The sequence below is a fragment of the Solibacillus palustris genome (assembly GCF_022549215.1).
Classification (GTDB): domain Bacteria; phylum Bacillota; class Bacilli; order Bacillales_A; family Planococcaceae; genus Solibacillus; species Solibacillus daqui.
Genome location: NZ_JAKZFC010000001.1, coordinates 999932 through 1025092, shown reverse-complemented (window position 1 = coordinate 1025092; position 25161 = coordinate 999932). Strand labels below are relative to the sequence as shown.

Annotated in this window: 29 protein-coding genes; 6 read left to right on the top strand and 23 right to left on the bottom strand. The window is 37.2% G+C overall.

The annotated features are described in order from the left end of the window. Positions 1-60: 60 nt before the first annotated feature. Together LZ480_RS04830 and LZ480_RS04825 are read right to left on the bottom strand one after the other, a co-directional pair. Entirely contained in the window at positions 61-1500 is a 1440-nt protein-coding gene (locus LZ480_RS04830) for a RecQ family ATP-dependent DNA helicase (RefSeq protein ID WP_241368243.1), read from the bottom strand. Then, the gene (locus tag LZ480_RS04825; protein ID WP_241368242.1) at positions 1497-2537 is read right to left on the bottom strand and encodes a helix-turn-helix domain-containing protein; all 1041 of its coding nucleotides are present in this window, start codon (positions 2535-2537) and stop codon (positions 1497-1499) included. Before LZ480_RS04825 ends, LZ480_RS04830 begins: the two co-directional genes overlap by 4 nt. Positions 2538-2639: 102 nt before the next feature. Between LZ480_RS04825 and LZ480_RS04820 the strand changes: the two genes are divergently transcribed. The 4 genes from LZ480_RS04820 (at position 2640) to LZ480_RS04805 (ending at position 4875) form a co-directional block, all read left to right on the top strand. Next, positions 2640-2888 (top strand): ferredoxin, encoded by a 249-nt coding sequence (locus tag LZ480_RS04820; RefSeq protein ID WP_241368241.1) that lies wholly within the window; start codon positions 2640-2642, stop codon positions 2886-2888. 145 nt (positions 2889-3033) lie between these two features. Then, complete coding sequence (locus tag LZ480_RS04815) at positions 3034-3801, top strand: enoyl-ACP reductase FabI (RefSeq protein WP_241368240.1); 768 nt, start codon at positions 3034-3036, stop codon at positions 3799-3801. Positions 3802-3915: 114 nt separating this feature from the next. Further along, positions 3916-4164 (top strand): excalibur calcium-binding domain-containing protein, encoded by a 249-nt coding sequence (locus LZ480_RS04810; protein ID WP_241368661.1) that lies wholly within the window; start codon positions 3916-3918, stop codon positions 4162-4164. Positions 4165-4176: 12 nt separating this feature from the next. Continuing rightward, positions 4177-4875 carry a glycerophosphodiester phosphodiesterase gene (locus LZ480_RS04805; protein WP_241368239.1) on the top strand — a complete coding sequence of 233 codons (699 nt, stop codon included), beginning with the start codon at positions 4177-4179 and terminating at the stop codon, positions 4873-4875. Between the two features lie 47 nt (positions 4876-4922). Here the strand turns inward: LZ480_RS04805 and LZ480_RS04800 are convergent, their stop codons facing one another. Continuing rightward, on the bottom strand, positions 4923-5264 hold the full coding sequence (locus LZ480_RS04800) for a zinc ribbon domain-containing protein (protein WP_241368238.1): 342 nt from the start codon (positions 5262-5264) through the stop codon (positions 4923-4925). 151 nt (positions 5265-5415) lie between these two features. Beyond that, a complete protein-coding gene (locus LZ480_RS04795) occupies positions 5416-5829 on the bottom strand; it encodes a MarR family winged helix-turn-helix transcriptional regulator (protein WP_241368237.1) in 414 nt (137 codons plus the stop codon). A gap of 454 nt (positions 5830-6283) precedes the next feature. Here LZ480_RS04795 and LZ480_RS04790 point away from each other — a divergent pair, with 454 nt between their 5' ends. After that, positions 6284-6802, top strand: a complete 519-nt coding sequence (locus tag LZ480_RS04790; protein ID WP_241368236.1) for a CarD family transcriptional regulator — start codon at positions 6284-6286, stop codon at positions 6800-6802. Positions 6803-7021: 219 nt separating this feature from the next. Here the strand turns inward: LZ480_RS04790 and LZ480_RS04785 are convergent, their stop codons facing one another. The 13 genes from LZ480_RS04785 to LZ480_RS04725 all read right to left on the bottom strand — a co-directional run bounded on the left by LZ480_RS04785 (position 7022) and on the right by LZ480_RS04725 (position 17735). After that, positions 7022-7807, bottom strand: coding sequence for a sulfite exporter TauE/SafE family protein (locus LZ480_RS04785; RefSeq protein WP_241368235.1), 786 nt, complete (start codon positions 7805-7807; stop codon positions 7022-7024). A 316-nt stretch (positions 7808-8123) separates the two neighbouring features. Continuing rightward, positions 8124-8351: a sulfurtransferase TusA family protein gene (locus LZ480_RS04780; RefSeq protein WP_241368234.1), complete on the bottom strand. Its 228-nt coding sequence runs from the start codon at positions 8349-8351 to the stop codon at positions 8124-8126. Positions 8352-8582: 231 nt separating this feature from the next. Further along, positions 8583-9710: an MBL fold metallo-hydrolase gene (locus tag LZ480_RS04775; protein ID WP_241368233.1), complete on the bottom strand. Its 1128-nt coding sequence runs from the start codon at positions 9708-9710 to the stop codon at positions 8583-8585. A 77-nt stretch (positions 9711-9787) separates the two neighbouring features. After that, positions 9788-10183 carry a DsrE/DsrF/DrsH-like family protein gene (locus LZ480_RS04770; protein ID WP_241368232.1) on the bottom strand — a complete coding sequence of 132 codons (396 nt, stop codon included), beginning with the start codon at positions 10181-10183 and terminating at the stop codon, positions 9788-9790. Between the two features lies 1 nt (position 10184). Further along, positions 10185-10745: a sulfurtransferase TusA family protein gene (locus LZ480_RS04765; RefSeq protein WP_241368231.1), complete on the bottom strand. Its 561-nt coding sequence runs from the start codon at positions 10743-10745 to the stop codon at positions 10185-10187. Positions 10746-10797: 52 nt separating this feature from the next. Next, the gene (locus tag LZ480_RS04760) at positions 10798-11094 is read right to left on the bottom strand and encodes a rhodanese-like domain-containing protein (RefSeq protein WP_241368230.1); all 297 of its coding nucleotides are present in this window, start codon (positions 11092-11094) and stop codon (positions 10798-10800) included. Positions 11095-11108: 14 nt separating this feature from the next. Beyond that, positions 11109-11450 carry a rhodanese-like domain-containing protein gene (locus LZ480_RS04755; protein WP_241368229.1) on the bottom strand — a complete coding sequence of 114 codons (342 nt, stop codon included), beginning with the start codon at positions 11448-11450 and terminating at the stop codon, positions 11109-11111. Positions 11451-11460: 10 nt separating this feature from the next. Further along, positions 11461-11937, bottom strand: a complete 477-nt coding sequence (locus LZ480_RS04750) for a DsrE/DsrF/DrsH-like family protein (RefSeq protein ID WP_241368228.1) — start codon at positions 11935-11937, stop codon at positions 11461-11463. A 49-nt stretch (positions 11938-11986) separates the two neighbouring features. After that, on the bottom strand, positions 11987-12247 hold the full coding sequence (locus LZ480_RS04745; RefSeq protein ID WP_241368227.1) for a metal-sensitive transcriptional regulator: 261 nt from the start codon (positions 12245-12247) through the stop codon (positions 11987-11989). Between the two features lie 356 nt (positions 12248-12603). Beyond that, entirely contained in the window at positions 12604-14295 is a 1692-nt protein-coding gene (locus tag LZ480_RS04740; protein ID WP_241368226.1) for an FAD-dependent oxidoreductase, read from the bottom strand. A gap of 177 nt (positions 14296-14472) precedes the next feature. Further along, complete coding sequence (locus tag LZ480_RS04735) at positions 14473-15384, bottom strand: ABC transporter ATP-binding protein (RefSeq protein ID WP_241368225.1); 912 nt, start codon at positions 15382-15384, stop codon at positions 14473-14475. A gap of 11 nt (positions 15385-15395) precedes the next feature. Continuing rightward, a complete protein-coding gene (locus LZ480_RS04730; RefSeq protein WP_241368224.1) occupies positions 15396-16607 on the bottom strand; it encodes an ABC transporter permease in 1212 nt (403 codons plus the stop codon). Positions 16608-16619: 12 nt separating this feature from the next. Beyond that, positions 16620-17735, bottom strand: a complete 1116-nt coding sequence (locus LZ480_RS04725) for an ABC transporter (RefSeq protein WP_241368223.1) — start codon at positions 17733-17735, stop codon at positions 16620-16622. Between the two features lie 368 nt (positions 17736-18103). Here LZ480_RS04725 and LZ480_RS04720 point away from each other — a divergent pair, with 368 nt between their 5' ends. Beyond that, positions 18104-18391, top strand: coding sequence for a transposase (locus tag LZ480_RS04720; protein ID WP_241368222.1), 288 nt, complete (start codon positions 18104-18106; stop codon positions 18389-18391). Positions 18392-18509: 118 nt separating this feature from the next. On the opposite strand, the gene LZ480_RS04715 is transcribed toward LZ480_RS04720, so the two are convergent. From LZ480_RS04715 to LZ480_RS04690, 6 genes are all read right to left on the bottom strand, one after another. Further along, positions 18510-19484, bottom strand: coding sequence for a quinone oxidoreductase family protein (locus LZ480_RS04715; protein WP_241368221.1), 975 nt, complete (start codon positions 19482-19484; stop codon positions 18510-18512). A gap of 75 nt (positions 19485-19559) precedes the next feature. Then, positions 19560-21086: a tripartite tricarboxylate transporter permease gene (locus tag LZ480_RS04710; protein WP_241368220.1), complete on the bottom strand. Its 1527-nt coding sequence runs from the start codon at positions 21084-21086 to the stop codon at positions 19560-19562. A gap of 16 nt (positions 21087-21102) precedes the next feature. After that, a complete protein-coding gene (locus tag LZ480_RS04705; protein WP_241368219.1) occupies positions 21103-21567 on the bottom strand; it encodes a tripartite tricarboxylate transporter TctB family protein in 465 nt (154 codons plus the stop codon). Between the two features lie 54 nt (positions 21568-21621). After that, the gene (locus LZ480_RS04700; RefSeq protein ID WP_241368218.1) at positions 21622-22644 is read right to left on the bottom strand and encodes a Bug family tripartite tricarboxylate transporter substrate binding protein; all 1023 of its coding nucleotides are present in this window, start codon (positions 22642-22644) and stop codon (positions 21622-21624) included. A 155-nt stretch (positions 22645-22799) separates the two neighbouring features. Continuing rightward, positions 22800-23498: a response regulator gene (locus LZ480_RS04695; protein ID WP_241368217.1), complete on the bottom strand. Its 699-nt coding sequence runs from the start codon at positions 23496-23498 to the stop codon at positions 22800-22802. Further along, positions 23495-25078 carry an ATP-binding protein gene (locus tag LZ480_RS04690; RefSeq protein WP_241368216.1) on the bottom strand — a complete coding sequence of 528 codons (1584 nt, stop codon included), beginning with the start codon at positions 25076-25078 and terminating at the stop codon, positions 23495-23497. Before LZ480_RS04690 ends, LZ480_RS04695 begins: the two co-directional genes overlap by 4 nt. Between the last annotated feature and the right edge of the window lie 83 nt (positions 25079-25161).

Sequence of the window (25161 nt, the reverse complement as noted above, 5' to 3'; positions counted from 1 at the left end):
AACATTTACGTATATTATGACGAATATCTACAAAAAAGTAAACGGTTCGTGCTAAAATTACTAGTTTCGAACCAATATTTGCTGTAAACGCTGCTGCCAAGTCGTCATTTGTGTTTCCTGTCGCTCTTCGCGAGGCTTCAAAAATGGTGCAACATTAATTCCACAATTGCTACAACAGTTTTGCTGCTTTTGAAATAGCTTCTGCCCAAAATAATTGACAACTTGCTCACGCATGCAATCCGTGTTTTCAATTAGCTTTAACACAAGATTCACTTCAGCATACTTTTTAAATTGCATCTCTTGCATACGCTTCTTAACTTGTTCTGGCGACTCTTGCTGTAGCCAGTAATTTAAAACACGAAATGAGACTTCAGTTAATTCTCCGCGAGCCAATAACACATTTGGCTGCTCTCCACTTGCAATTACTTGCATAAATCGGTCAATATGTATTTCTTTTGGTAAATCCTCAGTTCCGATAAATTTTGCATATTGCTCATCACCCTCCGCATGTAGTAAGAATGCTACCGCGTCTTGACCATCTCGCCCAGCACGTCCGATTTCTTGCATATAGTTTGATAATGTGGACGGCATTGTTTCATGGATGATTTGTCGGACATTGTCTTTATGAACACCCATACCAAACGCATTGGTTGCTACAATCCATTCTAGCTTACCAGTTAAAAATTGCTGCTGAATAAATTGACGGTCCTGCGTATCCTTACCAGCATGGTACGCTGCTGCGGCAATATTTCTTTCAAGTAAATGCAAGCTGAGTGCCTCTGTTTTTGCTCGAGATTGCGTATAAATAATACCCGGTCCGGATGTGCTAGTAACATGCTCTATAATCCAATTGATTTTTTCTTCTTTATGAGAAAATGCTTTTTTCACCAAATAAATATTTTCACGATTGACCGAATGCATATAACGAAATGGGTCATGCATCATTAAATAATGCTGTATATCTTCAATAACTGAATCGGTTGCTGTTGCGGATAATGCTAAAATTGGAGGCCGATTTATTTGCGGTAACACTTCACCAATTCGCAAATAATCAGGACGAAAATCAAACCCCCACTGTGAAATACAGTGTGCCTCATCCGCAACAATTAAAGACAATTCCACTTGCTCCAAACGCGCTTTCACTTGCGGCTGAAGCAACATTTCCGGAGATACAAAAATAAAGCGATATTCATGTAAAAAATGCAATGCATAACGCTTTTGCTCTGGTGATAAAAACGAATTCAGTGCCACGACGCGCTTTTCCCCACGCTGCTTTAACTGGTCAACCTGATCTTGCATAAGGGAAAGTAGCGGTGAAATGATAAGCACTGGTTTTGAAAACAAATATCCTGGAAGCTGATAGCACAATGATTTCCCCATACCCGTCGGTAAAATTGCTACAACATCTTGCCCGTTTACAAGTGCTTCAATAATTTCTCGTTGCCCTGGTCGAAAGGTTTCATAGCCAAAAAATTGCTGTAAAGTTGCTTCTAGATTCATTGCGTTGTCGCCCCTTTCGCCAATGTTAAACGCAATTGAAAATAACTTACATGCGGCAAAATTTCCTTTAATGTTTTTAAACGCTTTGTTTCGTAATTTTCAACGGTCTGTAAAATTTGCTGTTGGTCTTCCATTGTAACGAATTCATCGATAGAAAAGTTCGGTTCATTCATTGCCATTTCAACAATATGATCTTCAATAGTATTTAATTTTAAACGACGAATAAGACTGATTTCGTCGATTGAATGCCCTTTTTTAAAGAGCTGGGCTGTTTCATTTGCTGACAACGTTAACAATGCCTCCACACGAATTTCCATCGCAATTTGTGATAATAACGGATAATTGGATGACTGCTTCTCGATTTCATTTAACCAGGCGTGTAAACCACTAATATAATAGAGCTGCACGTCCATTTCCTGCATGTGATAGCCAAATGCTAACTGCTGCCAAGTAAATCCGGGTTCGTTGTAGCCCGTTAATCGGAAGATGAGTATTTCTTTCACTCGTTCTTCAACTGATAATTTTGTCAAACACCTTGTCATTTCTTCATATAGTTGAGATTGTAGTGAATGTTGCTGAAAACGATTTGCGATTAAAAATTGACGCACCCAGCCTTGAATTTGATCGTTTCGCTCAATTGGGATAAATGCTTTCTGGTTATTTTCTTGATGTGACAAACTCTGTACAACAAGTGATAACCGCCCGAAAAATAGATGTTCATTGCCACGATAGTGCCAACTATCAAAAGTAATCGATAACGGCTGTGACGCAAGCTCTTTCCCTATTTCAGACATTTTGTAATAGCCATTTTCATCTATATCAATATAATTTTTAGCAAATAGTAAATCAATTTGCTGATCAAATTTTAGACGTGGTAATTTTGGTAAAAGGCCAAAAAACGGATACAATTTATAAAGACCTACATCTTGAATCGTTTGCCCAGAGCGTTTACCCTTTAGTAGATGAAAAGCAGCGGAAACAGTACGTTCTTGTTGAAATGTATGTAAGATTTTTAAAAGAATTTGTTGAATTAGCAAATCAAATCCCTCATTTTCGTAGTATTATGTTGAAATGTAAGAAGAACACATTTAGAATAAATAAGAGCTTTATGGAAGCGAACGGACAAAGGAGAGGTAACAATGCCAAAATATACAATCGTAGATAAAGACACTTGTATCGCTTGTGGCGCTTGTGGCGCTGCTGCACCTGACATTTATGATTATGATGATGAAGGAATTGCAATCGTTATTTTAGATGATAACATGGGTACTGCTGAAGTTCCAGAGGATCTACTAGAAGACATGCAAGATGCATTTGAAGGCTGCCCAACAGATTCAATCAAAGTTTCAGACGAGTCATTCGACGGCGACGCATTAAAATTTGAATAATAAAACTCAAACGATCTCTTGATTTTTTTAATTGAGAGATCGTTTTTTATTTTGTCCTAGAAAATGATTTACACGTTACGCATGCAATGTTATAGTTATTATTAGTAGTTGGTACTAATAATAACTATTATACAGGGGTGTCTTTATGGATTTACTACAATTACAAGGTAAAAATGTTGTCGTTATGGGTGTTGCTAATGAGCGTAGTATCGCTTGGGGCATTGCAAAGCGACTATTTGATGTAGGAGCAAATGTTATTTTCACATATCGAAAAGAACGCTCAAAGAGTAAAATAGAAAAAATTTTAGCTGGTCAAGAAGCTACTATTGTAGAATGTGATGTTAACAATGATGCAAGTATTGCAAATGCCTTTACACAAATTGGTGAGCAGTTTGGTGTGATTCATGGAATTGTACACTCTGTTGCTTTTGCGCACGCCGAGGACTTACACAATCGCTTCGTTGAAACAACGCGTGATGGATATGCATTTGCTCAAGATACAAGTGCGTATTCATTGATTGCCGTAGCAAAAGCTGCAAAGCCTTATATGACAGAGGGCGGTTCAATCGTGACAATGTCTTATTTAGGAGCAGAGCGTGTCTTACCAGGCTACAATGTCATGGGTGTTGCAAAGGCTGCACTTGAAGCGTCGATGCGTTATTTAGCTGCTGATATAGGCGCTGAAAATATCCGTGTCAATGCGATTTCGGCTGGTGCAATTCGAACATTAGCTGCAAAAGGTGTGCCAAGTTTCAATGATATACTGCATAAAATTGAAGAAAATGCACCACTTAAACGTAATACGAGTAAAGAAGAAGTAGCAGATATGACCATTGTCATGCTTAGCCATTTATCTCGTGGCGTTACTGGCGAAACGATTTATATCGATAGCGGCTATCATATTATGGGTTAGTTATTTTAGCGAATTCACATCCTCCTTGTGAATTCGTTTCTTTTTTTGGTAAAATGTTGAAAAATACATTTTGCGGAGGTTTTTGATTTGAAAAAATACATTTACCCTATTTTTATGAGTGTTGCAATAATAGGAAGTGTTACCACTCCTACAATTGAAGCAGAGGCATCGACAAAAGTAAAAATAGTTGAATACAAAAATTGCAAAGAAATTAATGCCATTTATTCTGGTGGTATTGCCAAAAGCGCTACTGTTAAAAATATTGGCGGAAAAACGAAATATAAGCCTTTCGTTTCAGCAGAATTATATACAAAAAATGATAAAAGCGATCGTGACAATGATGGCATTGCATGTGAACGCTAAAGGTGGTCAATTATGAAAATTCTTGCCCATCGTGGACTTAGTGCTAGCTTCCCTGAAAACACTGCAATTGCTTTTCAACAAGCTGCTAAACTTTCCTGCTGGGGGGTAGAATTTGACGTGCATTTAACGAAGGATCAGCAGTTAGTCGTTATTCATGACGAATCAATCGACCGCACATCAAATGGCACTGGTTTTGTAAAAGACCTAACATTAGCCGAATTAAAAACCTATGATTTTGGATCATGGTTTGAAGCAAAATTTGCAGGCGAAAAAATTTGTACATTGGAAGAAGTTCTTGATATTTTCAAAGATACCAAACACCAAATCAATATCGAAATTAAGTCCGATGTGTTTGAATATCCCGGTATTGAAATACTTGTTGCTAAAACCATTGAAAAATTCCAACAAAATAAAAGAATTATTGTTTCATCGTTTAATCACGATACAATTGCCCGTTTCCAGCAAATTCAGCCAAACGTCAACTGTGCACTGTTATTTGCTTCACTCATTACAAAACTTGATGAATATGTACGAAATTTTGATTGTCAGGCCATCCATATTCCGTATTATTATGGCATCCGCTCGATTATTCAGCGGATGATTCAGCAAGGTATTATTGTCCGTACCTACACAGTTAATAACAAAAAAATTGCACAACAAATGGAACAACTGGGTATTGACGCAGTTTTTTCTGATAAAGGAATTCTTTAGATCATAAAAGGAGTGCATCGAAAGAAAATCGAGCACTCCTTGTTTCATTACAACGCCTTGCCACATTCATTGCAAAACTTTGCATCGATTTTATTCAATTCCTGACAATTGCCGCATTGCTTCGCCTCCACCACGGTACTTTTCCCCTTCTGTGCAGCCTGTGCAATTTTCTCAATGCTCCCTGTCGTTTCATTCGCCAAATAATTAAATGTATCCTTTGCGACTGGTGCCATTTCACGACTTTGATAGGCAGCCAATTTCGAACCATATCCTAAACTAGTTAAATTAAAGCCGATTGCAAGTAATGGTAAGCCAATAAAAAATAGGTAAAAATATTTAGGAGATTCAAAGAAATCTAAAGTAAAAAAATCAATACCTGCTATAACCACACATAATATTCCTGCTCCTAAAACAATCGGCCCTAAAGATCGAAATTTATTGCGTGTTGCAACATGCTCTTGCGTTATAAATTCTTTTTCTTTAATAGTGTCCCACTCCTTTTTTATTGTAATACGTTTTATATAGGAAAAATGTGTCACTTTAATTAGAAATTAATGGTTTTCCTAATATCGAAATAAGCTGTTCGTATTGCTCGTGGCCGATTGAAGCGCGCACCATTTCCGAAATTTCATAATCTAGTGCCAAACTTTTTTGCATTGCATCCTGACCCTTGTCTGTTAATGAAGCGACTTTTTGTAGCTTTGTCCCCTTTACAAGCTCTGTTTTAATTAGCTCTTTATCTTGCAAAGATTGTAAAAACTTGTGTACACCCTGCTTTGTAATATCAAGCTGAACAACAAGCTCTGGGACGGTTCTTTTTCCTTCAGAAATACTCTTTAATACAGACCATTCTGAGCTTGTTAAATGTAATTCATATTTGCTGTTCCACATCGTCTCTGCTACATGGCGTAACTGCTTACGTTGTCGATATAATAATTCTATTAAATCATTCATGTGTTGTACTCCTAACTGTCCGTTCAATAACTTCTCAAGCATCATACTAAACCTTTTTTATTTTTTCAAATACTATTATCAATTACACCCCAGCTAACTCTCGTCTAGATTTTTTTGGGCCAGCATGATGCAGGTCAGTTAGCCGTTATCGCATGAATGCGATGAACTTAGGCTAAAATCCTAAATTAACTCCACTAAAAAATCTGTGACATCCACCGGGGGCATTAGGTCAACATGATGTTGATTGCAAAGGCGTTGCCACAGGACGTGGTGCCCTTAGCCTTTGTTCCCCTATTCAGCCCGCTTATAAACTCTGCTGATTGGAGGATTTCATACCTGATGCATTGCTTATAGTAAATAAGTATTTTCTGAATCAAGTTAAAAGTCAACTTAGTTGACGCAAAATTTTATTTCACTTATAATAGAATTAACAACATTTAGGAGGGCTATAAACATGTACAAAATTGGTGATCTTACTTTGTATAAATCACACGGAATTTGCCAAATCGATAGCATTGTAGAACAAAATTTCACTGGAACACCGATGCAGTACTATGTTATACAGTCAAAATTGCAACCGGGTGTCACACTATATCACCCGGTAGATAGCGATAACAGTCAGCTTGAAAAATTACTTAGCTACGATGAGGCAAGTAAAATTCTCGACATTTTTTCCAATGAAGCGAGCGAATGGGACGAACGCATATCAAATCGCCAACGCAATCATTCTCAAATTTTGGGTAAAAATAATCATTTAGAAATCGCACAACTCATGAATACAATTCTTCGCAAAGAGCAAGAATTACAACAACAAGAAAAGAAACTCACTTCACAAGATGCACAAATGTTACAGCAAATTTCAATGGTCATATTTGATATTTTAGAGCTAACATTAAAGCAATCAAAAGCTCAAATCGAACAACAAATCCACAAAAAAATTCAAGCCAACACTACCATAGCTACACATTATTAAACATATACACATAATAGAAGCGCTACTTCGAAATTGGGAAGTAGCGCTTCTTTTCATTGAGGCTATCCAAAAAGTCACAACTTTTTGGACAGTGCAAGCCTCGTGTAATAATAATCCGCTTGAGGCGGTGCTTCTGCGGTGGTCAGAATAAATTCTCACCATCCTCGGCGCAAAGGAAGTGTCCCAGAAATACTTCTCGGACACTCCCTTCGCAATTTGTTATAACAAAATATCAACCCATATTTTAATAGCCGTTGCACCAATTAGGATTGCAAGTAAGGCTTGCAAAATTTTGATGTTCATTTTTTGCCCAGCTTTTGCGCCGAGTGGAGCAGCAATGATACTTGCAATAATCATTAAAAAGGCTGGCCAGTATTCTACTTGACCTGTCATCAACTTACCAACACTACCACCAATTGACGAAATAAATGTAATCGCTAAACTCGTCGCGATTGTCACACGTGTTGGTATTTTTAATACCGTTAACATAATCGGTACAAGTAAAAAGCCACCTGCTGCCCCGACAATTCCTGATCCAATCCCAACAATTAATGCTAATGAGCTCGCCAATGCTTTATTAAAGGTAATTACGCTTGCATCCTCTACGGTTTTACGTGGAATAAACATCATAACCGCTGCAATAACTGCGAGTAAACCATAGACGATATTAACGGCATCTTCTGATAAAAAGCCTGACCCATAACTACCGATAAAGCTACCAATTAATATGAATGCTCCCATGTAAATGATTAAATCTTTATTTAATAAGCCGCTTTTACGATAAGCCCAAACACCCGCAATTGACGCGAAAAATACTTGCACAGCACTAATACCAGATACTTCGTGTGCAGTAAATGCCGCTAAACCGAATAATGGTGGAATGTACAGCAGCATCGGGTATTTAATAATGGAACCCCCGACCCCGAGCATACCCGAGATAAATGAACCAACAAATCCAAGCGCAAAAATGACGCCAATATAAGTGAATGATAAATCGATTTGCATTGCTTTTTCCTTCTTTCTAAGTAATCAATTACGCCTCGGCGTAATTGTGTCCAGATTTTTTTCAAGTTCGGGGCCACAGGACGTGGGTCAGTCAGCCGTTGTCACACGATGTGACGTTTTTAGGCTGACTTCCTCTTTAAAACTCCTAAAAAATCTGTGACATCCGCCGGGGCTTAGGCCAACACGCTATTGGTCACTCAGGCGTTGCCGCACGACGAGACGTTCTTAGCCTGAGTTCCCCTATTCAGTCGTGCTTTGAACCCCACTGAATCAAGTTAAAGCGAGTAGAACAATGCCCTACTCGCCTATAACACTGTTATGCTTTTTGAATGTAGAAGAAATGTACGCCATCTTCTTCTTTTGTTTCTAAAATTGTGTGTCCACTTGCTTTTGACCACGCTGGGAAATCACTTAAAGCACCTTTGTCTGTTACTAATACTTCCAGTACTTCACCTGAGTTAATTGTGTCAATTGTTTTCTTTGTACGCACGATTGGCATTGGGCAAGCAAAGCCTTTTGCGTCTAAAGTTTTTGTAATATTCATGTTGAGTTCCTCTTTTCGTATAATTTGTAAGCGGTTTTCGATTTTACCGTACAAGACGGTTGCTTGCCTCTTGAGCGTGAGGCAAGCGTATGTGTAACATTTCATAATTGTTTTACTTGGGCTAATTAGCGTACCGTGCAACGGTTTGAGGCATGCACGATGCATGTCACAAAAGCGTTGCCACACGACGTGGCGTTTTTAGCTTTTGTTCCCCTTGATTGGTCCAAATCGTTAGCGCACAGCGCAACGATTTGGACCAATCTCCATCTCTGTTTGCTCTTCGTCTTCTGGAGTGATTTTACCCATATTCACTTGACGAATTTCTTGGTAAGCATTAGGTTGTGGTGGTAATCCATCAGTAACCATTTTGCGGAATACTGCTTCATCTTCCACGTTTAGACCATGGTTTTCAGCGAATAAATCACCTAAACGTTTCGCTACTGTTCCATCTTCATTCAATTCTTCAATAATCATGAAGTGTGCTGGTAATACAACTAAATCTTCTGCTAATTCACGGTAACGTTTGTATAATGTCTCACGTAAATCGCCTACCCAGTCCTCAGCTAAACCAGCTAAGTCAGGACGTCCGATTGAATCGATGAATAAAATATCGCCTGTTAATAAATATTTTTCATCGATTACAAATGATGTCGAACCGATTGTATGACCTGGTGAATAAAGTGCGCCAACTTCAATTTGAGAAGAACCTAATTGCACTGTTAATCCGTCTTCTAAAGCTGTATAGTCAAACACGACTTCTTCTGCATCTTTTGGTGGTAAATAATAGGTTGCATCAGTAGCAGCTGCAATGTGACGACCTCCAGAAATATGATCTGCGTGTAAGTGTGTGTCAAATACGTGCTTAATTTCTACCCCTTTTTCTTCAGCGAACTTCGTGAATACTTCTGTAAAGCGTACTGCATCAATAATTGCCGCTTCACCATCAGAAATTGCCATATAAGAAAGACAGCCTTTACCTAAACGAACGAATTGATATAATTCACCACCACCGTTTAAGTCCCCTACTTTAATAGGCTCTAAATAAGTTGACCATAATTTCATACCGCCTGCTAAATAACCAACATTACGCCCTGCATCTGATAGCATTTCTGCTACCATAATTGACGAACCTTCCTTCGCACAAACAACTAATACATCTTTATCAGTAGGGATTTTTGGTAAAATTGCTTCCACACCATCTAATAACTCAAAGTATGGAATGTTTAAGTATTCAAATTTATGGCCATCAATTTTCCAGTCTTCAAATGCGTCTTCATTACGTACGTCTAAAATAAATAAATCTTTATTGTCAATTACATAGCGCGCAACATCCGCCGCTTTCCAAGTTGTTACTGTCATAACTAAATTACCCCCACAGGTATATTTTCATTTAAATTTTTTTGATAGAGAGAGCGAGCCCTCCCTATCATATTTCATTAGAATGTTAATGTTGGTGCTGCGTCTTTAGCAAACTCTAAGAAAGTTACAGCGCCACCAACTTCTATATCATCCACGAAGTTTTCTTTCGTTAAGCCCATTACATCCATTGTCATTTGGCAAGCGATGAATTTTACTCCTAACTCTTGCGCCATTTCCACTAATTGTGGAATTGATGGAACTTGTGCGTTTTTAAAACCTTCTGCGAAATGCTCTTTTCCTGCTGGCATTGCTAAAGCATGCATAGCTTCTTTATGAATTAGGTTTAAGCCTTCAAATGTGAAGAAAATTTCTACTTCTTTTTCTGATGCTGCTGCCGCTGTTGCTATATTGAATACTTTATAAGCGTCGAAAAGACCACCGTTTGCTGCGATAATCGCTACTTTGTTTGACATGTTATTTAACCTCTTTCTCTAATTCGCCTTCATAGCCAGTCATACCTGGTAAGACATTATATACTTTTGTAAATCCTGCTTCTGTTAATTGTTTTGCAGCTAAATCTGAGCGTGTACCTGTACGGCAAATGAGGTAAACAGTTTCATCTTTATTTAGTTCTGCTATACAATCTTGCAAGTCACCCATTGGAATCGATTTTGCACCAGGGATATGACCAAATGCATATTCTGCTGCTTCACGTACGTCTAAAATAGTGCCTTCTGCTTGAATTACTTGTTCAATTGAAATTGTTTGCTCAAATGTTTTTTCAACTTGATCACTTGTTTCAGGGTTGCACTTACGTAAGTAATGGAAAAATACCCCGTTCTGCTCTTGATGACCGATATATTGATGGCCTACCGTTTTACACCAAGCGGCTAAATCGGCAACTGAGCCTTTATCTGTTGCTTGTACTTCTAATACTTGACCTTCTTGTACTTCTACCATTGCCTTTTTCGTTCTGACGATTGGCATTGGACATGCTAGACCTTTTGCATCTAACTGCATATGTGATTGAATCATTGTAAACCTCCGATAATACCTATAAGGGTATATTTCATTTCAAAAAAAAATATTATTCTACGTCGCCAGCCCACTCAAGCATGCCGCCAGTCATATTCGTTACATCATAGCCTTGTGAAGCTAAAAAGTTTGTTGCTTGCCCACTGCGACCACCAGAACGACAAACCATTATATATGATTTCTTTTTATCTAGCTCATTCATTTTGAATTCTAATAATCCAAGTGGAATATGCGTAATACCAGGGATATGGCCCGCAGTTACTTCATCCACTTCACGAACATCGATTAAATTTAATACTTCGCCAGCTTGTAATTTCCCCTGTACTTCTTGTGGTAAAATCGTTTTCATTTTATAGTCTCCCCTTAATAAGCACTCATGCCGCCACGGACATTCGTTACTTTTTCAAAACCTAATTTTTTTAACTGCTTACATGCTTGCATAGAGCGCATACCACTCTGACAAATGACTACAATTTCTTTATCTTTCGGTAATTTAGAAAAGTCCGTACCGAGTGGCATATTTTTAAATTGTCTAACGTTGCGTGCCTTATATTCTGCTGGTGTTCGTACATCTATAAACACTTTATCTTTGTCATTGATAATTTCTTTTGCTTTCGCTGTAGAAATTGTTTGAACTCCTTTAGCCGGTTTCATACGCCACACAAAAAATGCGACAATAACTGCAATGATAATGATTGTTTCCATTTAGCACCTCTTAAATAAATAAGTTTACCGTACCTTCTTCAGCATCTGCTAAATATGCGGCAACCCCTGCATATTCAATGCCGTCTAGCAATTCTTCTTTTTGAAGCCCTAATAAATCCATTGTCATTGTACAAGTTACAAGTTTAATGTCTTGCTCTTGCGCCATTTCAATTAGCTGCGTTAATGTAAGCGCGTTATGTTTTTCCATTACATGCTTGATCATCTTTGGTCCTATACCAAGCATTTGCATTTTTGATAATCCTAGATTTTCAGCACCACGTGGCATCATTTTTGCAAACATTTTTTCTAGGAAACCTTTTTTCACTTCTACTGGTTCTTCTTTACGTAATGCATTGATACCCCAGAACGTATGGAAGATTGTTACCTCATGATCATAAGCAGCCGCGCCATTTGCAATAATATAAGCTGCCATTGCCTTGTCGTAATCTCCACTAAATAAAACGATTGTTGTTCTTTTCTTCCCCATATTATCTCCTTACCCGTATAGGTATATTAATATTGAAAAATAAAAAGCCTTATCGACTTTTTACTAATAATTCTACTGCTTGTTTGACTAATTCGTTTTTGTCCAATTCATTTTCAGTTTCTTTAGACAAACATTCAACTAAATTGTCGGATACAATAACACCGATTGTTCGATCAACTGCAGAACGAATTGCGCTTAGCTGTGTGATGACTTCTTTGCAATCTTTTTCTTCTTCCATCATGCGAAGTACGCCACGAAGCTGACCTTCAATTCGTTTCATACGTGCTGTTACTTTTGCATCGTATTGCATAAGCTCACCTCTTTCTTCGTTTTGCTTAACCTTATAATAATACCCCTCTAGGTATATGTCAACTGAAAAGTTATGGTGGAAATAAAACTTATTATCCCCACCATATAAAATTTACCAATACCGAATAAATTCACTAACAAATATTGGATTAGGTGCAGTGTTAGGCAACTCGTGAGACATGCGCGTGCGCGGAAAAAAACAAAGTTACTCCTGCGGTTACTCGTCGCAAAACGTTTGTCAACGCTTTGGAGCCACGCCCTCAGGAAAGCGTCCCCCGTAGCGTAGCAGAACGGATTATATTAGATAAATGTATTTGGTTCCAAATTTTGAATTGAAAAATACTCATTATGAGTAATTTATTTAAAATTATAGCTTGTTACAATCGGTTCACGTGCTAAACGCTGATCGTTGAAATATTCGTATAAACTAATCCCTAAAAACGAACCTGAAATGTTATAAACATTATCATAACCACTGTTTTCAAGTGCCATTACTGCATTATAGCTACGTTGAGATGAACGGCAATGTACGTATACCGGTACATCTTTTGGAATTTCGCTCATGCGTGCACGAATTTCACCAAGTGGGATATTGACCGCACCTTTTAATGCACCGTTTGCAAATTCATTTGGCTCACGAACATCAATAATGACAGCACCTGATTCTACTAACCCGCGTACTTCGTCAACTCGTACTTGCTTAAAGCGACCTGCCATAATGTTCGATGCTACAAGGGCCGCCATATTTGATACGTCCTTTGCTGTTGAGAACATCGGTGAATACGAAAGCTCTAAATCTTTTAAGTCTTCGATTGTTCCGCCCATTGAAATGAGTGTCGCAATCACATCAACACGCTTATCAGCATTCCCTTTACCGATCGCTTGCGCACCTAGAATACGTCCTGTAGGCACTTCGTAAATTAACTTGAAATGTAGCGGATTACTAGATGGCATTAAACCTACTTTATCCGGTGCAATAACATACACCGCTTCTGTCGGTATGCCTAATTGCTTCGCTGTGCGCTCATTTAATCCTGTTGATGCAGCTGCTAAATCAAACACTTGAATGCTTGATGAACCAATCACACCACGATTTTGGTTCGGAATGCCGTAAATATGGTCTGCAATCGCACGTGCTTGCTTTTGTGCCGGTCCCGCAAGCGCTAAACGTGTTTTTTTGTTCAATAGGCGGTGATATACTTCAATCACATCACCTACCGCATAAATATTACGGTCACTCGTTTGATAGTTTTGGTTAACTGCGATTGCCCCTGTTTCACCGATTTCAAGATTTGCTTCAACCGCTAATGTTGTTTCAGGACGTACCCCGATCGCTAAGACCACGATATCCGCATCAATGACTTTACCTGAATTTAGCGTAATGGCCTGCTCATTAATTGACGCTAAACCATCCCCAACAACTAAATCCACACCGTGATCCATCATTTCTTTATGTAAAATTTGGACCATATCTTCATCAAATGATGTTAAAATTTGAGGAGCAAACTCGACTAAACTAACATTACGACTAGCTAAGCGTAAGTTTTCAGCCACTTCCACACCGATAAAGCCACCACCGATAACAGCAATGCTTTTTGCATTCTTTTCAATAATCGCATTGTGTAGCTTTTCAATATCTACAACATTACGGACTGTAAATACATGCGGTAAATCAACACCTTCAAGCTTTGGTACAATTGGACTTGCCCCTGGTGATAAAATTAACAAATCATACGTTTCTTCATAGCTTTCACCTGTTACTACATTTTTTACTGTTACTAATTTTTGGTCACGATTAATTGCAATAACTTCACTATTTACACGTGCATCAATATTATATTTTGCTTCAAATGAGTTTGGGTTCATCATAACTAATTTTTTCGAATCTGCTACAACACCGCTTAAATAAAACGGTAACGAACAATTTGAAAACGATACATGGGGACCTTTTTCAAACATGACAATTTGTGCTTCTTCATCTAAACGACGAATTCGTGCTGCTGCAGATGCACCACCTGCAACGCCACCAACGATTACAATTTTCTTCATTCAAATTCCCCTTTTCATTTCCGTGAACTTTGATAAATCTTTTACTCGCCTCATCATATACCCCTATAGGTATATTGTCAACCGTATTATTTTAAGTTGTCCAAACAATGTATTCATAGAAATAAGTAGCGTACAAATCAAAAACCTTCGTCAATTCCATATTGACGAAGGTTCCTTTTATATTACCTCATGATAATAAATTGCATATAAATCATTTAATGTTACTTTACCAAAGTTAAAGTCCGTAACATCTTTTTCAACTAAAAACGTCGTCATCTCACTAAGTAAGCTCGCCTCTGAATGTGGTAAATGTAGCAGCGTCATATCATTCATTAATGTTTGCTGCTCTATTGATGGGTAGCTTTGCTGTAAGTCACGTTTAATATATTCGTCTAAGTTTTTCACGCGAATCGTTTTGATTTTGGCATGACTAAATCCATCAATAATTTCGTTCGCATCGACAAGCTTTCCTTCATTAAATAAGAAAATACGGTCTGCATATTTTTCTAAGTTATCGAGTAAATGCGACGCGATAATAATGAGCTTACCCTCCGCTTTTTTCTTCATCAATAAACGCGAAATGATTTCGACATTATTTGGGTCAAGTCCGTTCATTACTTCGTCCATCATCATAATTTCGGTATTCGCGACAATTTGCATCGCAAAGCATAAACGTTGGCGCATACCAAGTGAGTACGTACCTGTTTTTTTGTTGACGTAATGACCCATGTTTAACACTTCAATTGTTTCATCAATAAGTTTGTTGTCAGAGCCCCACATCATTGCAAACATTTTTAAATGGTCACGACCTGATAAATGGTTGTACAAATCACTTTGGTCCGGCATCATTGACACGAATTGATGGATTTTTACTTCGTTCGTTTTACTAGAATACACAAGCCCATCACGAAACCCTACCTTGCCGCTTGTTGGTGTTAAATAATTCATAATGACGTTCATTAATGTCGATTTACCGGTTCCGTTCGGTGCAACTAGGCCAATCATTTCGCCTTGATTGAACTGTATCTCAATATCATTTAGTACTTTCCGGTCACCGAACTGCACTGTAATATTTTGAATATCGATCATGTTTGACCCTCCTATTTAATTAGCTTAAAGCGCTTTGATAGCGAAACCACTAACGTTAGCACGATTAGTATTGCTGCAGTAATTAAAAGTAATTTTAGTCCGAGCATGTCATGTAATTTCGGTGTTGTAAAATAGAAGTTTTGATATTTTGAGACGATTTTACCTACTTGTACATACGATGTAGGGTAATTTTGGACATCCCAGAAATAGCCGATAGATCGACTTGTATAAAAGCGTTCACCAAAAATTAGTAATAGTACAACTACCATATTGAGCATTTCTTGACGGAATAAAATACTAAATAATAGTACTGCTGAAATGATAACTAACATCCATGCTGCTAATAATAAAAAGCAGCGTAGCAAAAACATGCCTATTGACATATACACAAATTTACCTTCATTTTGTGCAATCATGTCATAGCCATATACGGGGGTAGGTAAGTCGAAATTACCAAAACCAAATTGGAAGCCAATAATGATTATTCCACCAAAAATCGGTATCCAAAGAAGTACACTACCAATTAACCCCACAAGTGCCTTCACTAATAACCGCTTCCAATCTGCAATTGGGAAGCCCTTTAAAATGGATGGGTGAAGACGATCTTTGGTTACGATATCGATTGTAAGTAGTAGCGTGGCAATTAAAATAATGTATGGTAAAGGACCTTTCAATAAGCGTTCTAATGTTTGAAGTGCTGTTCGTTGTTCAAGAATTTCAATTGTCAACTCGTACCACACTCTTTTATACGAATCATAGCGCTGAAATTGTTCTAAATAGGCAAAATAGGCTTCTTCTTCAGCAAATCGTCTGTCTTCCGTATAATAGCGTGGATTGTATGCTAATAAATCATTACGATATGTGTTGATATTTGTATAAAAGTACCAATCCCTTGTTGCTACTGCATATTTCCGTAAATCACCTTCATCCAGAGCTTCTAAACGCTGCTTATCATATGGGTTTAAGAATTTAAATATATCGACAGCGTATCCGACAGACTGATGATATTCCCATAAATTTTTGCCAAACATCGAATCTAAAAATTCCTCACGCGTTAAATACCTTGCCTCAATTTCATCATAGTCTACCTTTTCAATTGGATCATAAGCGGGTGCTAGCTTAAACGCATAAAAAATAGCCGCAAATGTTAGTAAAGCGAATACCGCAAGATTTTTTTTGTTTGTAAAAAATTGCTTAATTTCAAATTTAAAATATCCCCACATAGCTAGTCCCCCTTACGCCCGTTTAATTTTTCCTGTTGAGAAAAAGCGCTGTATCACGAACAACATGATAACAATACAAATGATCATAATAAGTAATCCTTGATTCATTGTAATCAGCGTTGACTTTTCTAAATCAACCGGAAGACCTGATAAAATATCATTAAAGCTCATAAAATTAAAAGGATTGAATGGGAGCATACTAATAAGCCTTGGAAATAAAATTGGTAAAAAGAATAAAATAAAGTGGATAAACAGCGTTAAATACATATTTTTTAATAAGACGTTCAAAATAATTGATAGGAGCATAACAAAAACCGAAATTACAATCATGTATAAAACTGCACGTCCAATATAGGAGATACTTGAAACAATCGCTGGTTCTCCTAAAAAAATACGTACAGGCTCTGATAGATCTCCAAAGCCATTTCTTAAAGTTGGTAATGCACTAATAAATATAAGTGCAATAAAGGCTAAGACATAACCAAATGCTATAATACATTTTGATAGGATGTATTGGTCAAAACGTACAGGATAGCCCTTCATTAAGCTTGTATGTTCAAAATCATCCAGCAAAATTGAGCTCGTATAAAAGCTAATAAAGATATACCAGCCAAAGCCCGCAATACTAAAGAAATAAAGTAAAAACGGTATGTACTGCGATAAATCACTAATTTCTTGTTTTTCGGAGTCTACTAAATGTTTAAAGTATATATAGTTGAGCTCATTCTCAAGCTTCGTTGGCAATAAATTTGCAACTTTATCATAGTCCTCCATAGCAAACGCCTCTTTACGAAGCTCCGCTGTGTGCATTGACGCCTCGTAATACATCGGATAGTTATCCATCGTCAGCGCCGCAATTTGCAGCGCAATCGACCTATTTTGTTTTGTCAAATTTTTAAAGAGATCACTGCCATCTCCATCTTCTGAAGCATCCTTCACCTGAAACTTTGACAACGCAGCACGTCCATTGTAAAAATCGCTCTTCTTTTCATCAAGCTGCTGCCCAACCTCTTGCGCCTTGATGAAAAACATCATGCCCAACATGACAACTATAACAGCTAATATCGCCACTAAGTTTTTACGATTGGTGCGCTCAATCAACAGCCCAACCTTCAACGCTCGAAGCACACACAACACCCTTTCTATTCATTTTTTGGAAAATTTAGTATCTTATACTAGAATAATCTAATTATTCGTAATTTACAAATATTCTTAATAGAATTATAGAAAGAAAGTAACATACGAAGATTCCCACCCAAAATTAGCATATTAATAAATTGGTGGCCGCGTACTATTACCACCATTATTCAATACTTAAATTTCTTCTAATATTTTTTCAGTTTGCATTTTTCCATATAATTCTACCTTTAAGCAATAAATAATTGTCACTTCATTAAGCAAAAAGAAACCGTAGCACCTGAACTCGCTACGGTTATTTGTTTTGTTTATATACAGATGAGCAAGGACATAATGGGAAAATTAGAAGGAGTGATACTTTGAAATTCTTATTAGTTATGGCAAGCTTAGTTGCCCCTGTTTTAATGCTTTTCCTGAAACAGTCAAGCAATAAATTCAACATGTTTTTCAATATAGCTGCCGTTCTATCGACAATAATTTTTGGTAATATTGCAGCTACATCCATTTATCAAGTAATTGTTGATGATACTGTATTTATGACAACAATACATGCCCTCTTTTTAAAGCCCATTTTCTTGGTTACTGGAGCATACCTTGGGACATTCATTATTTACAGATTAATTCTTTTAACATTGGAAGAAAGATAATTTTTTTAGTCCAAATTGGTTTACGAGGTTTCTTTATTTGAGGCTACCTTAGCTAGTCAATTGTCAATGAGACCTCGTAATACATCGGATAGTTTTCCATTGTGAGCCCAGCAATATTTTACGCACCATCGTTCAATTGAATTAGGATTTTCCCTTGATGTGCACGACTTTCCATCAATTGATGTGCTTCTTGTATGTCGTTTAATGAATAAATACGTTCTATCGGAACTTGTAGCATACCCTTTTCAATATACGAAATAATTTTTTCTACAACAGGCTTTAATCGTGAAGGATCTTCCTTTCTCGTTGTTCCCAAACTAAATCCTTTTACATTACGGCAACTATTATGTACATCATTGGTTGAAAACGTTCCTGGTTGACCGCTACTATTCCCAAATTGTACAAGTGTTCCGTAATTTGCCAAACAATGCAAGCTCTTTGCAGTCACTTCACCTGCTACCGAATCAAAAATGACATCTGCACCTTTACCATTCGTTATCGCATTCACCCCTTCAACAAAATCATCATACGTATAAACTGCATCCGCGCCTAAACCTTCTACAAAGCTCGCCTTTTGAACCGATCCTACAGTGCCAATAATTTGCTTTACACCTATTATTAATGCTAGCTGAATCAAACTCGAACCAACACCACCACTCGCACTATGTACAACAATCGTATCCTTTTCCTTCACTTGTGCAATTTGCGTCAGTAAAATATAGCTTAAAATCATGACAGTTGGCATCGCAGCAACTTGTTTTATATCAATTTCATCTGGTAGCAAAAATGTGAGTTGCTCTGACGCAACAGCATATTCTCGGTATGAGCCATTTTTCGGAAAAGCCATTACTTTTTGACCAACCTTAAAATTCACGCTATTACTTTCCACAATTTCTCCAACTAAATCAAGCCCGATTGTAAAAGGAAATGTTGGCTCACCTTTAACTCCTGTCCGCGCCTTAATATCTGCAAAATTGACACTTGTAAAGTAACCTTTAATTAACACTTCATGCTCCTCAATTGTTGGTATTGCTACTTCCTCTACTTGCAATACATCTGCACTACCAAGTACATATTGTTGAACAATTTTCATTTTCTACCAACCTTTCTTTATTCAGATTGTCCTGCCCATACGAAAAAAAGCCGCCAATTGACGACTTCTCCTCCCTTAAGCTTCTTCATTTATAATAACATTTTTACCACGTAACTTTAAAATAATTGGGATAATAATCCATAATATAGCAGCAACTAAGAACACTAACGATATTGGCTTCGAGAAGAAAATATTATAATCACCATTCGAAATTGTTAAAGCGCGACGCATATTATTTTCAAGCATAGGACCCAATACAAGTGCTAGTACTAATGGAGCCACCGGAAAATCATTTTTCGCAAAGAAATACCCTAGTACACCACAAGCTAATAACAATAATAAATCAAATGTTGTATATTGTACGGCATATACCCCAAAAATCGAAATGGCAATAATAATTGGCAATAGATATTTCTTCGGTGTTTCAATAATCTTCGCAAAGATTTTTACCATTGGCATATTTAATATTAACAACATTAAGTTCCCGATAAACATACTTGCTATTAAACCCCAAGCTACATCGGGATGCTCTGAAAATAGGAGAGGACCTGGTTGAATATTATACATAATGAATGCACCCATTAATATCGCCGTTGTTCCTGAACCCGGGATACCTAGCGTTAATAATGGAATCATTGCGCCTCCTGAAGCTGCATTATTTGCTGACTCAGGTGAAGCAACCCCCGCAATATTGCCTTTACCGAATGATTCTGGATTTTTACTAATCTTCTTTTCTGCAATATAAGCGAAGAATGATGCTAATGTAGCTCCAGCACCCGGTAATACACCAAGGAAGAATCCTAATAACGAACCACGACCAATTGGCGCTGCACTATCTTTTAAATCTTGCTTCGTAGGTAATACCCGATTAATTTTGGCAACTGGCTCGTCTGCAACGTCTTTTTCAAAGATTGTTTTAAACACTTCACCAAGTGCAAATAAACCAACTGCAATTGTTAAAAATTCAATACCACTGAATAGGACGGGTTGGTTATACGTGAAACGAGCAATACCCGATACTACATCGATCCCAATTGTCCCCAACAATAAGCCAATGACCGTCATAATTAATGCTTTCGTAATTGATTTTCCTGCCAAACCGCTCACTGCCGCTAAACCTAATAACATTAATGAGAAATACTCCGCTGGGCCAAAGTTAATCGCTACTTTTGAAAGAGGACGTGCTAATAACACTAAACCAATTAACGATACAATCCCAGCCACGAAGGACCCAATTGCTGCAATCGATAGAGCCGATCCTGCACGTCCTTGTTTGGCCATTTGATAACCATCTAATGTTGTTACAACAGAAGATGACTCACCAGGCGTATTCAATAAAATAGATGTTGTAGATCCACCATACATTGCCCCATAGTAAACACCTGCTAGTAAGATGATTGAGCTAGTCGCAGCTACTTCTAATGGAAGACCAGACGTTAAAGTAGCAGTTACCGGTATTAATAATGCAACCCCTGACATTGGCCCAATTCCCGGTAAAACCCCAACGGCTGTTCCAATAATTACGCCTAATAATGCAAAAAGAATGTTGTACCATTGAAATGCAATTGCAAAACCGTCAAATAAATATCCTAATGTATCCATCGTGTATCCCTCCTCTCTAGAATGGTAATCCTGGTAATGAACCGCCTAATACATTGACGAATCCAAAGTAAATAACACTCGAAAACACTGCCGCTATAATAATAGATGTCAGTATTTTTCCACGCTCTAATGCTTGGAATCCGATAACCAAAAATACAAATGTCGTAATTAAATAGCCTAATACGTCCAACAATAATACATAACCTAATGCCGATAAAAAAATGATGACAAAACGCTTATAATTAGGCGATTTAAAATCTTCATGTTCCTCCACAATTTTATAGGTTTTCTTATTTTGAATCGTTTCAATGAATAACAACACACTTAAACCAATCAATAATATCCCTAACCCCATTGGAAATGTACTTGGCCCGATTGTAGAGCCATACGCACTACTAGAAATTTTTTGGGATTCTACTACTACCAAAATCCCGATTGCTAAAAAGACAATACTCGCAATTTGATCGAATTTTAAATTCATGCCCCTACCCCCTAAAAGGAAATGCGAGCAGCTTAAATTGCTCGCATTCTTTCATTACTTCTGCATACCTAAAGCTGTTAAAATTTCTACAATTGATGCCTCTTGTTCTTCTAAGAATTTTGTAAAGTCATCCCCTACACGGAATTCTTGTTCCCAACCATTACGTGCTAACGCTGATTTCCACTCTTCTTTATCATTTAAAGCTGTTAATTTTTCGATCCAGTAATCTTTTGCACCTTCAGACATATCTTTCGGTCCAAAAATACCACGCCAAATTGTGAACTCTGTTTCAATGCCTTCATCATATAATGTTGGAACCTCTTCTAAGCCTTCGATTGCTATTTTTTCAGGTGAAGTTACGGCTAATACACGAACATCTCCACTCTTTACATATGAAGTTACTGTCGAGATATCTGTACCGATTGCGTCTGCATTGCTACCTAATAATGCCGCCATTGCTTCCCCACCGCCGTCATAAGACACGTATTTAACTGCTTTCGGATCAATTCCATACTCATACGCAGGTAAAATTGTTATTAAATGGTCCATAGAGCCAGGAGCAGAGCCGCCTGCTAAAGTTAAAGCTGATGGATCTGCTTTAATTGCATCGAGTAAATCTTTAATTGATTGGTAAGGTGAATCATTTTTTACAACGATTGCTCCATAGTCTTTTGTTAATTGTGCAAGCGGTGTTGTATCCTTATAGCCATATGGACTATTCCCTTCCGCTTTTAAATTGTTTATTAAAATTGGTGGTGATTTCACCATTAACATATAATCGTTTTTCGCTTCTTTCGTTGCGTACGATGCCATAAATACAGCACCGCCACCACCAGGTTGGTTTTCGATTGTAATCGATTTATCAATTAAACCTGTTTCATTCATTGTTTTACCGATTGCACGAGCCGTTAAATCCCAACCCCCACCAGCTCCAGATGGCGCAACAATTGTAATATTGTTTTTCGGATAATCGCTTGTTGATTTGCTTCCCCCATCACTGCTATCACTACAAGCTGCTAATGCTATGCTCAGCGTAGTTGCAGAAAATAGTGCTATTAATTTCTTTTTGAATGACATAAAGAAATCCCCCCTAAATGTTTTGCACTTTTTGTAAGCGCTATCTTTATTAAAAAGGATAAGTTGATAATTTTATATATTAGTGAAATATTAACTTTTAATTCCATAAAATTCATTTTGTTCATAATGTTCACGAAAAAAAGCAGCCGAATCAATCAGCTGCGTGTACTAAAATATCTTCGCTCTGGTCTACCAACCGAGCCATATACATGTTCGACAAAAATAATCTTTTCTTCCATTAAGTGCTCTAAATATCGTCTCGCCGTTGTACGACTTATTCCTATTTCAGCACCTAAGCTTTCCGCTGTAATCCCTCCATCAATGGTCATCACAAATTCAATAATTTTATTTTTGGTAATTATATCGATTCCTTTTGGGCTTTTATTTTGCTCAATCTTTGGAACGGAATAATGATCCCATAGTTTTTGGATTTGCTCTGCTTGAAAATGTTGATTGGACGATAAAATTTGATGCTTCTCTTTATATTTCTCTAGACAATACGTAAATTTTTGCAAAGTAATTGGCTTCAATAAAAAATCCGTCACACCACTAGTATAGGCTTTTTTCACAATCTCTATCTCTGCTGCAGCCGTAATTAATATAATATCCGTCTGCATCTTGCGCTCTGCAATCATATCGATAATGCTTACTCCTAGACCATCTGGGAAATAAATGTCCAACAAAATCAAATCTGGCTTTAATGTTTCTATCCACATTTTTGCTTCTTCAATTGTATGTGCCATCCCAATAGTTTTAAATCCCTCGATTTGATTTAAAAATTTTTCATGAATTTGCGCGATTCGTATATCATCTTCAATAATTAACACTTCGATCTGCTTGCTCAAACCAATCACCCCTCTTTTGGAATTGAAACAATAAATAATGCGCCACCTAAATCGCCTTTTTCGATTGCAATCGTGCCGTTTAGCGCTTTTAAATTATCCTGTACAATATGTAAACCATAGCCCCTCGTATCTTTATCTTTTGTGGAGCTCCTCAATTTAAATATTTCTTTCATTTGATCTTCTCGAATACCTTCCCCTGAATCCTCTATCTCACATATAACCTCTTTTTCACTTTCATAAATATAAATGCGGATGATTCGCTCTTCTTCCTCCAAATGTTCTACTGCCTCAAATGCATTTGTCATTAAATTCCCCAATATCGAGATAAACATATGCTTCTCCATAAGATGACCAAGCTTTCCACAACTACTATCTTCATCTAATACAAGCGTGACCTTCAACTCTTTCGCTCGATTATAAAATCCTATTATTAAACCATTAATAAACATATCTTTAATATGCTCATTGATAAACGCAATTAATGCATGATTCCCTAGACGCTCCGAATGAATCAAATACAATGCTTCCTCATATTCATTTAATTGAATCAAACCCGATATTGTGTACAAAAAGTTATTATATTCATGAGTTTGTGCTCGAAGCGATTCAATAAATTGCTTAACTTGTGATAATTCATTTGCGACTAAATCAATCTCTTCAAACGGTCTAAAACTTGCTACTACACCCGAAACCTCTCCATTATTTACAAGTGGTATACGGTTAACCAACGTTTTTGTTCCATTAATGGTCATCACACGATTTAGCTGCTCTTTACCTGTTTCCATTACACGTAGTAATTGCGTATTTGGTAGTACTTGCTTAATATTCTCACCAATTACCGAATTATTACTAGTTAAAATATCATTTGCGGCTTGGTTACTTAATGTAATGATGCCGTTACGATCTACCATGATAATCGCTTCACGAATTGTTTCTAAAATCACATTTCGTTCTGATAAAATTTTGACGATTTCCTGTGGCTCGTAATTAAGTAGTTGTTTTTTTAATTTATTTGCCAAATAACTAGATAAGAGAACCGATAATACGATTGCTATTGCCAAAACAAGCAATAAATTTTTCGTATAATTAATATTCATTGAAAATATATCCTCAAATAAATATCCAACTGACACGACACCAATGATATTGCGATTTTCATCGAAAACAGGTGCCTTCCCTCGAAGCGCTTCACCTAAAGTCCCTTCTGCAATCGACATATAGGATTGTCCATGAATTAATGCCTCTTCGTTATCATCCCCTACCATTCGTTGACCAATTCTCTCTTTTACAGGGTGTGCATAGCGAATTTCGTTTTCATCACCAATTACAACATATTCGGCCTCTGCGCTTTTTTGAATCTGTTTGGCAATTTCTTGAATTTCGGGTGATGTCGTATCTTTTTTCAGCCCTTCAATCACTACAGGATGAAGTGCAGTAACCTCTGCTACATTTACAGCGCGCTCACCTATCTCCTTTTCAACGATTTTACCTAACATATAATAAGCTGAAATTAGCACGACAAAAATAATAATAACGGCCAAAATCATATTGTATTTAAAAAAACGAAAATTCCACGAGCTTCTTTTCATACTATTAGCTTCCTTTTGTTTTTTTTCACTTATATCTAAAAATAACACAGAATTTTCATTTTTATTAGACCAAAAGTAATTTT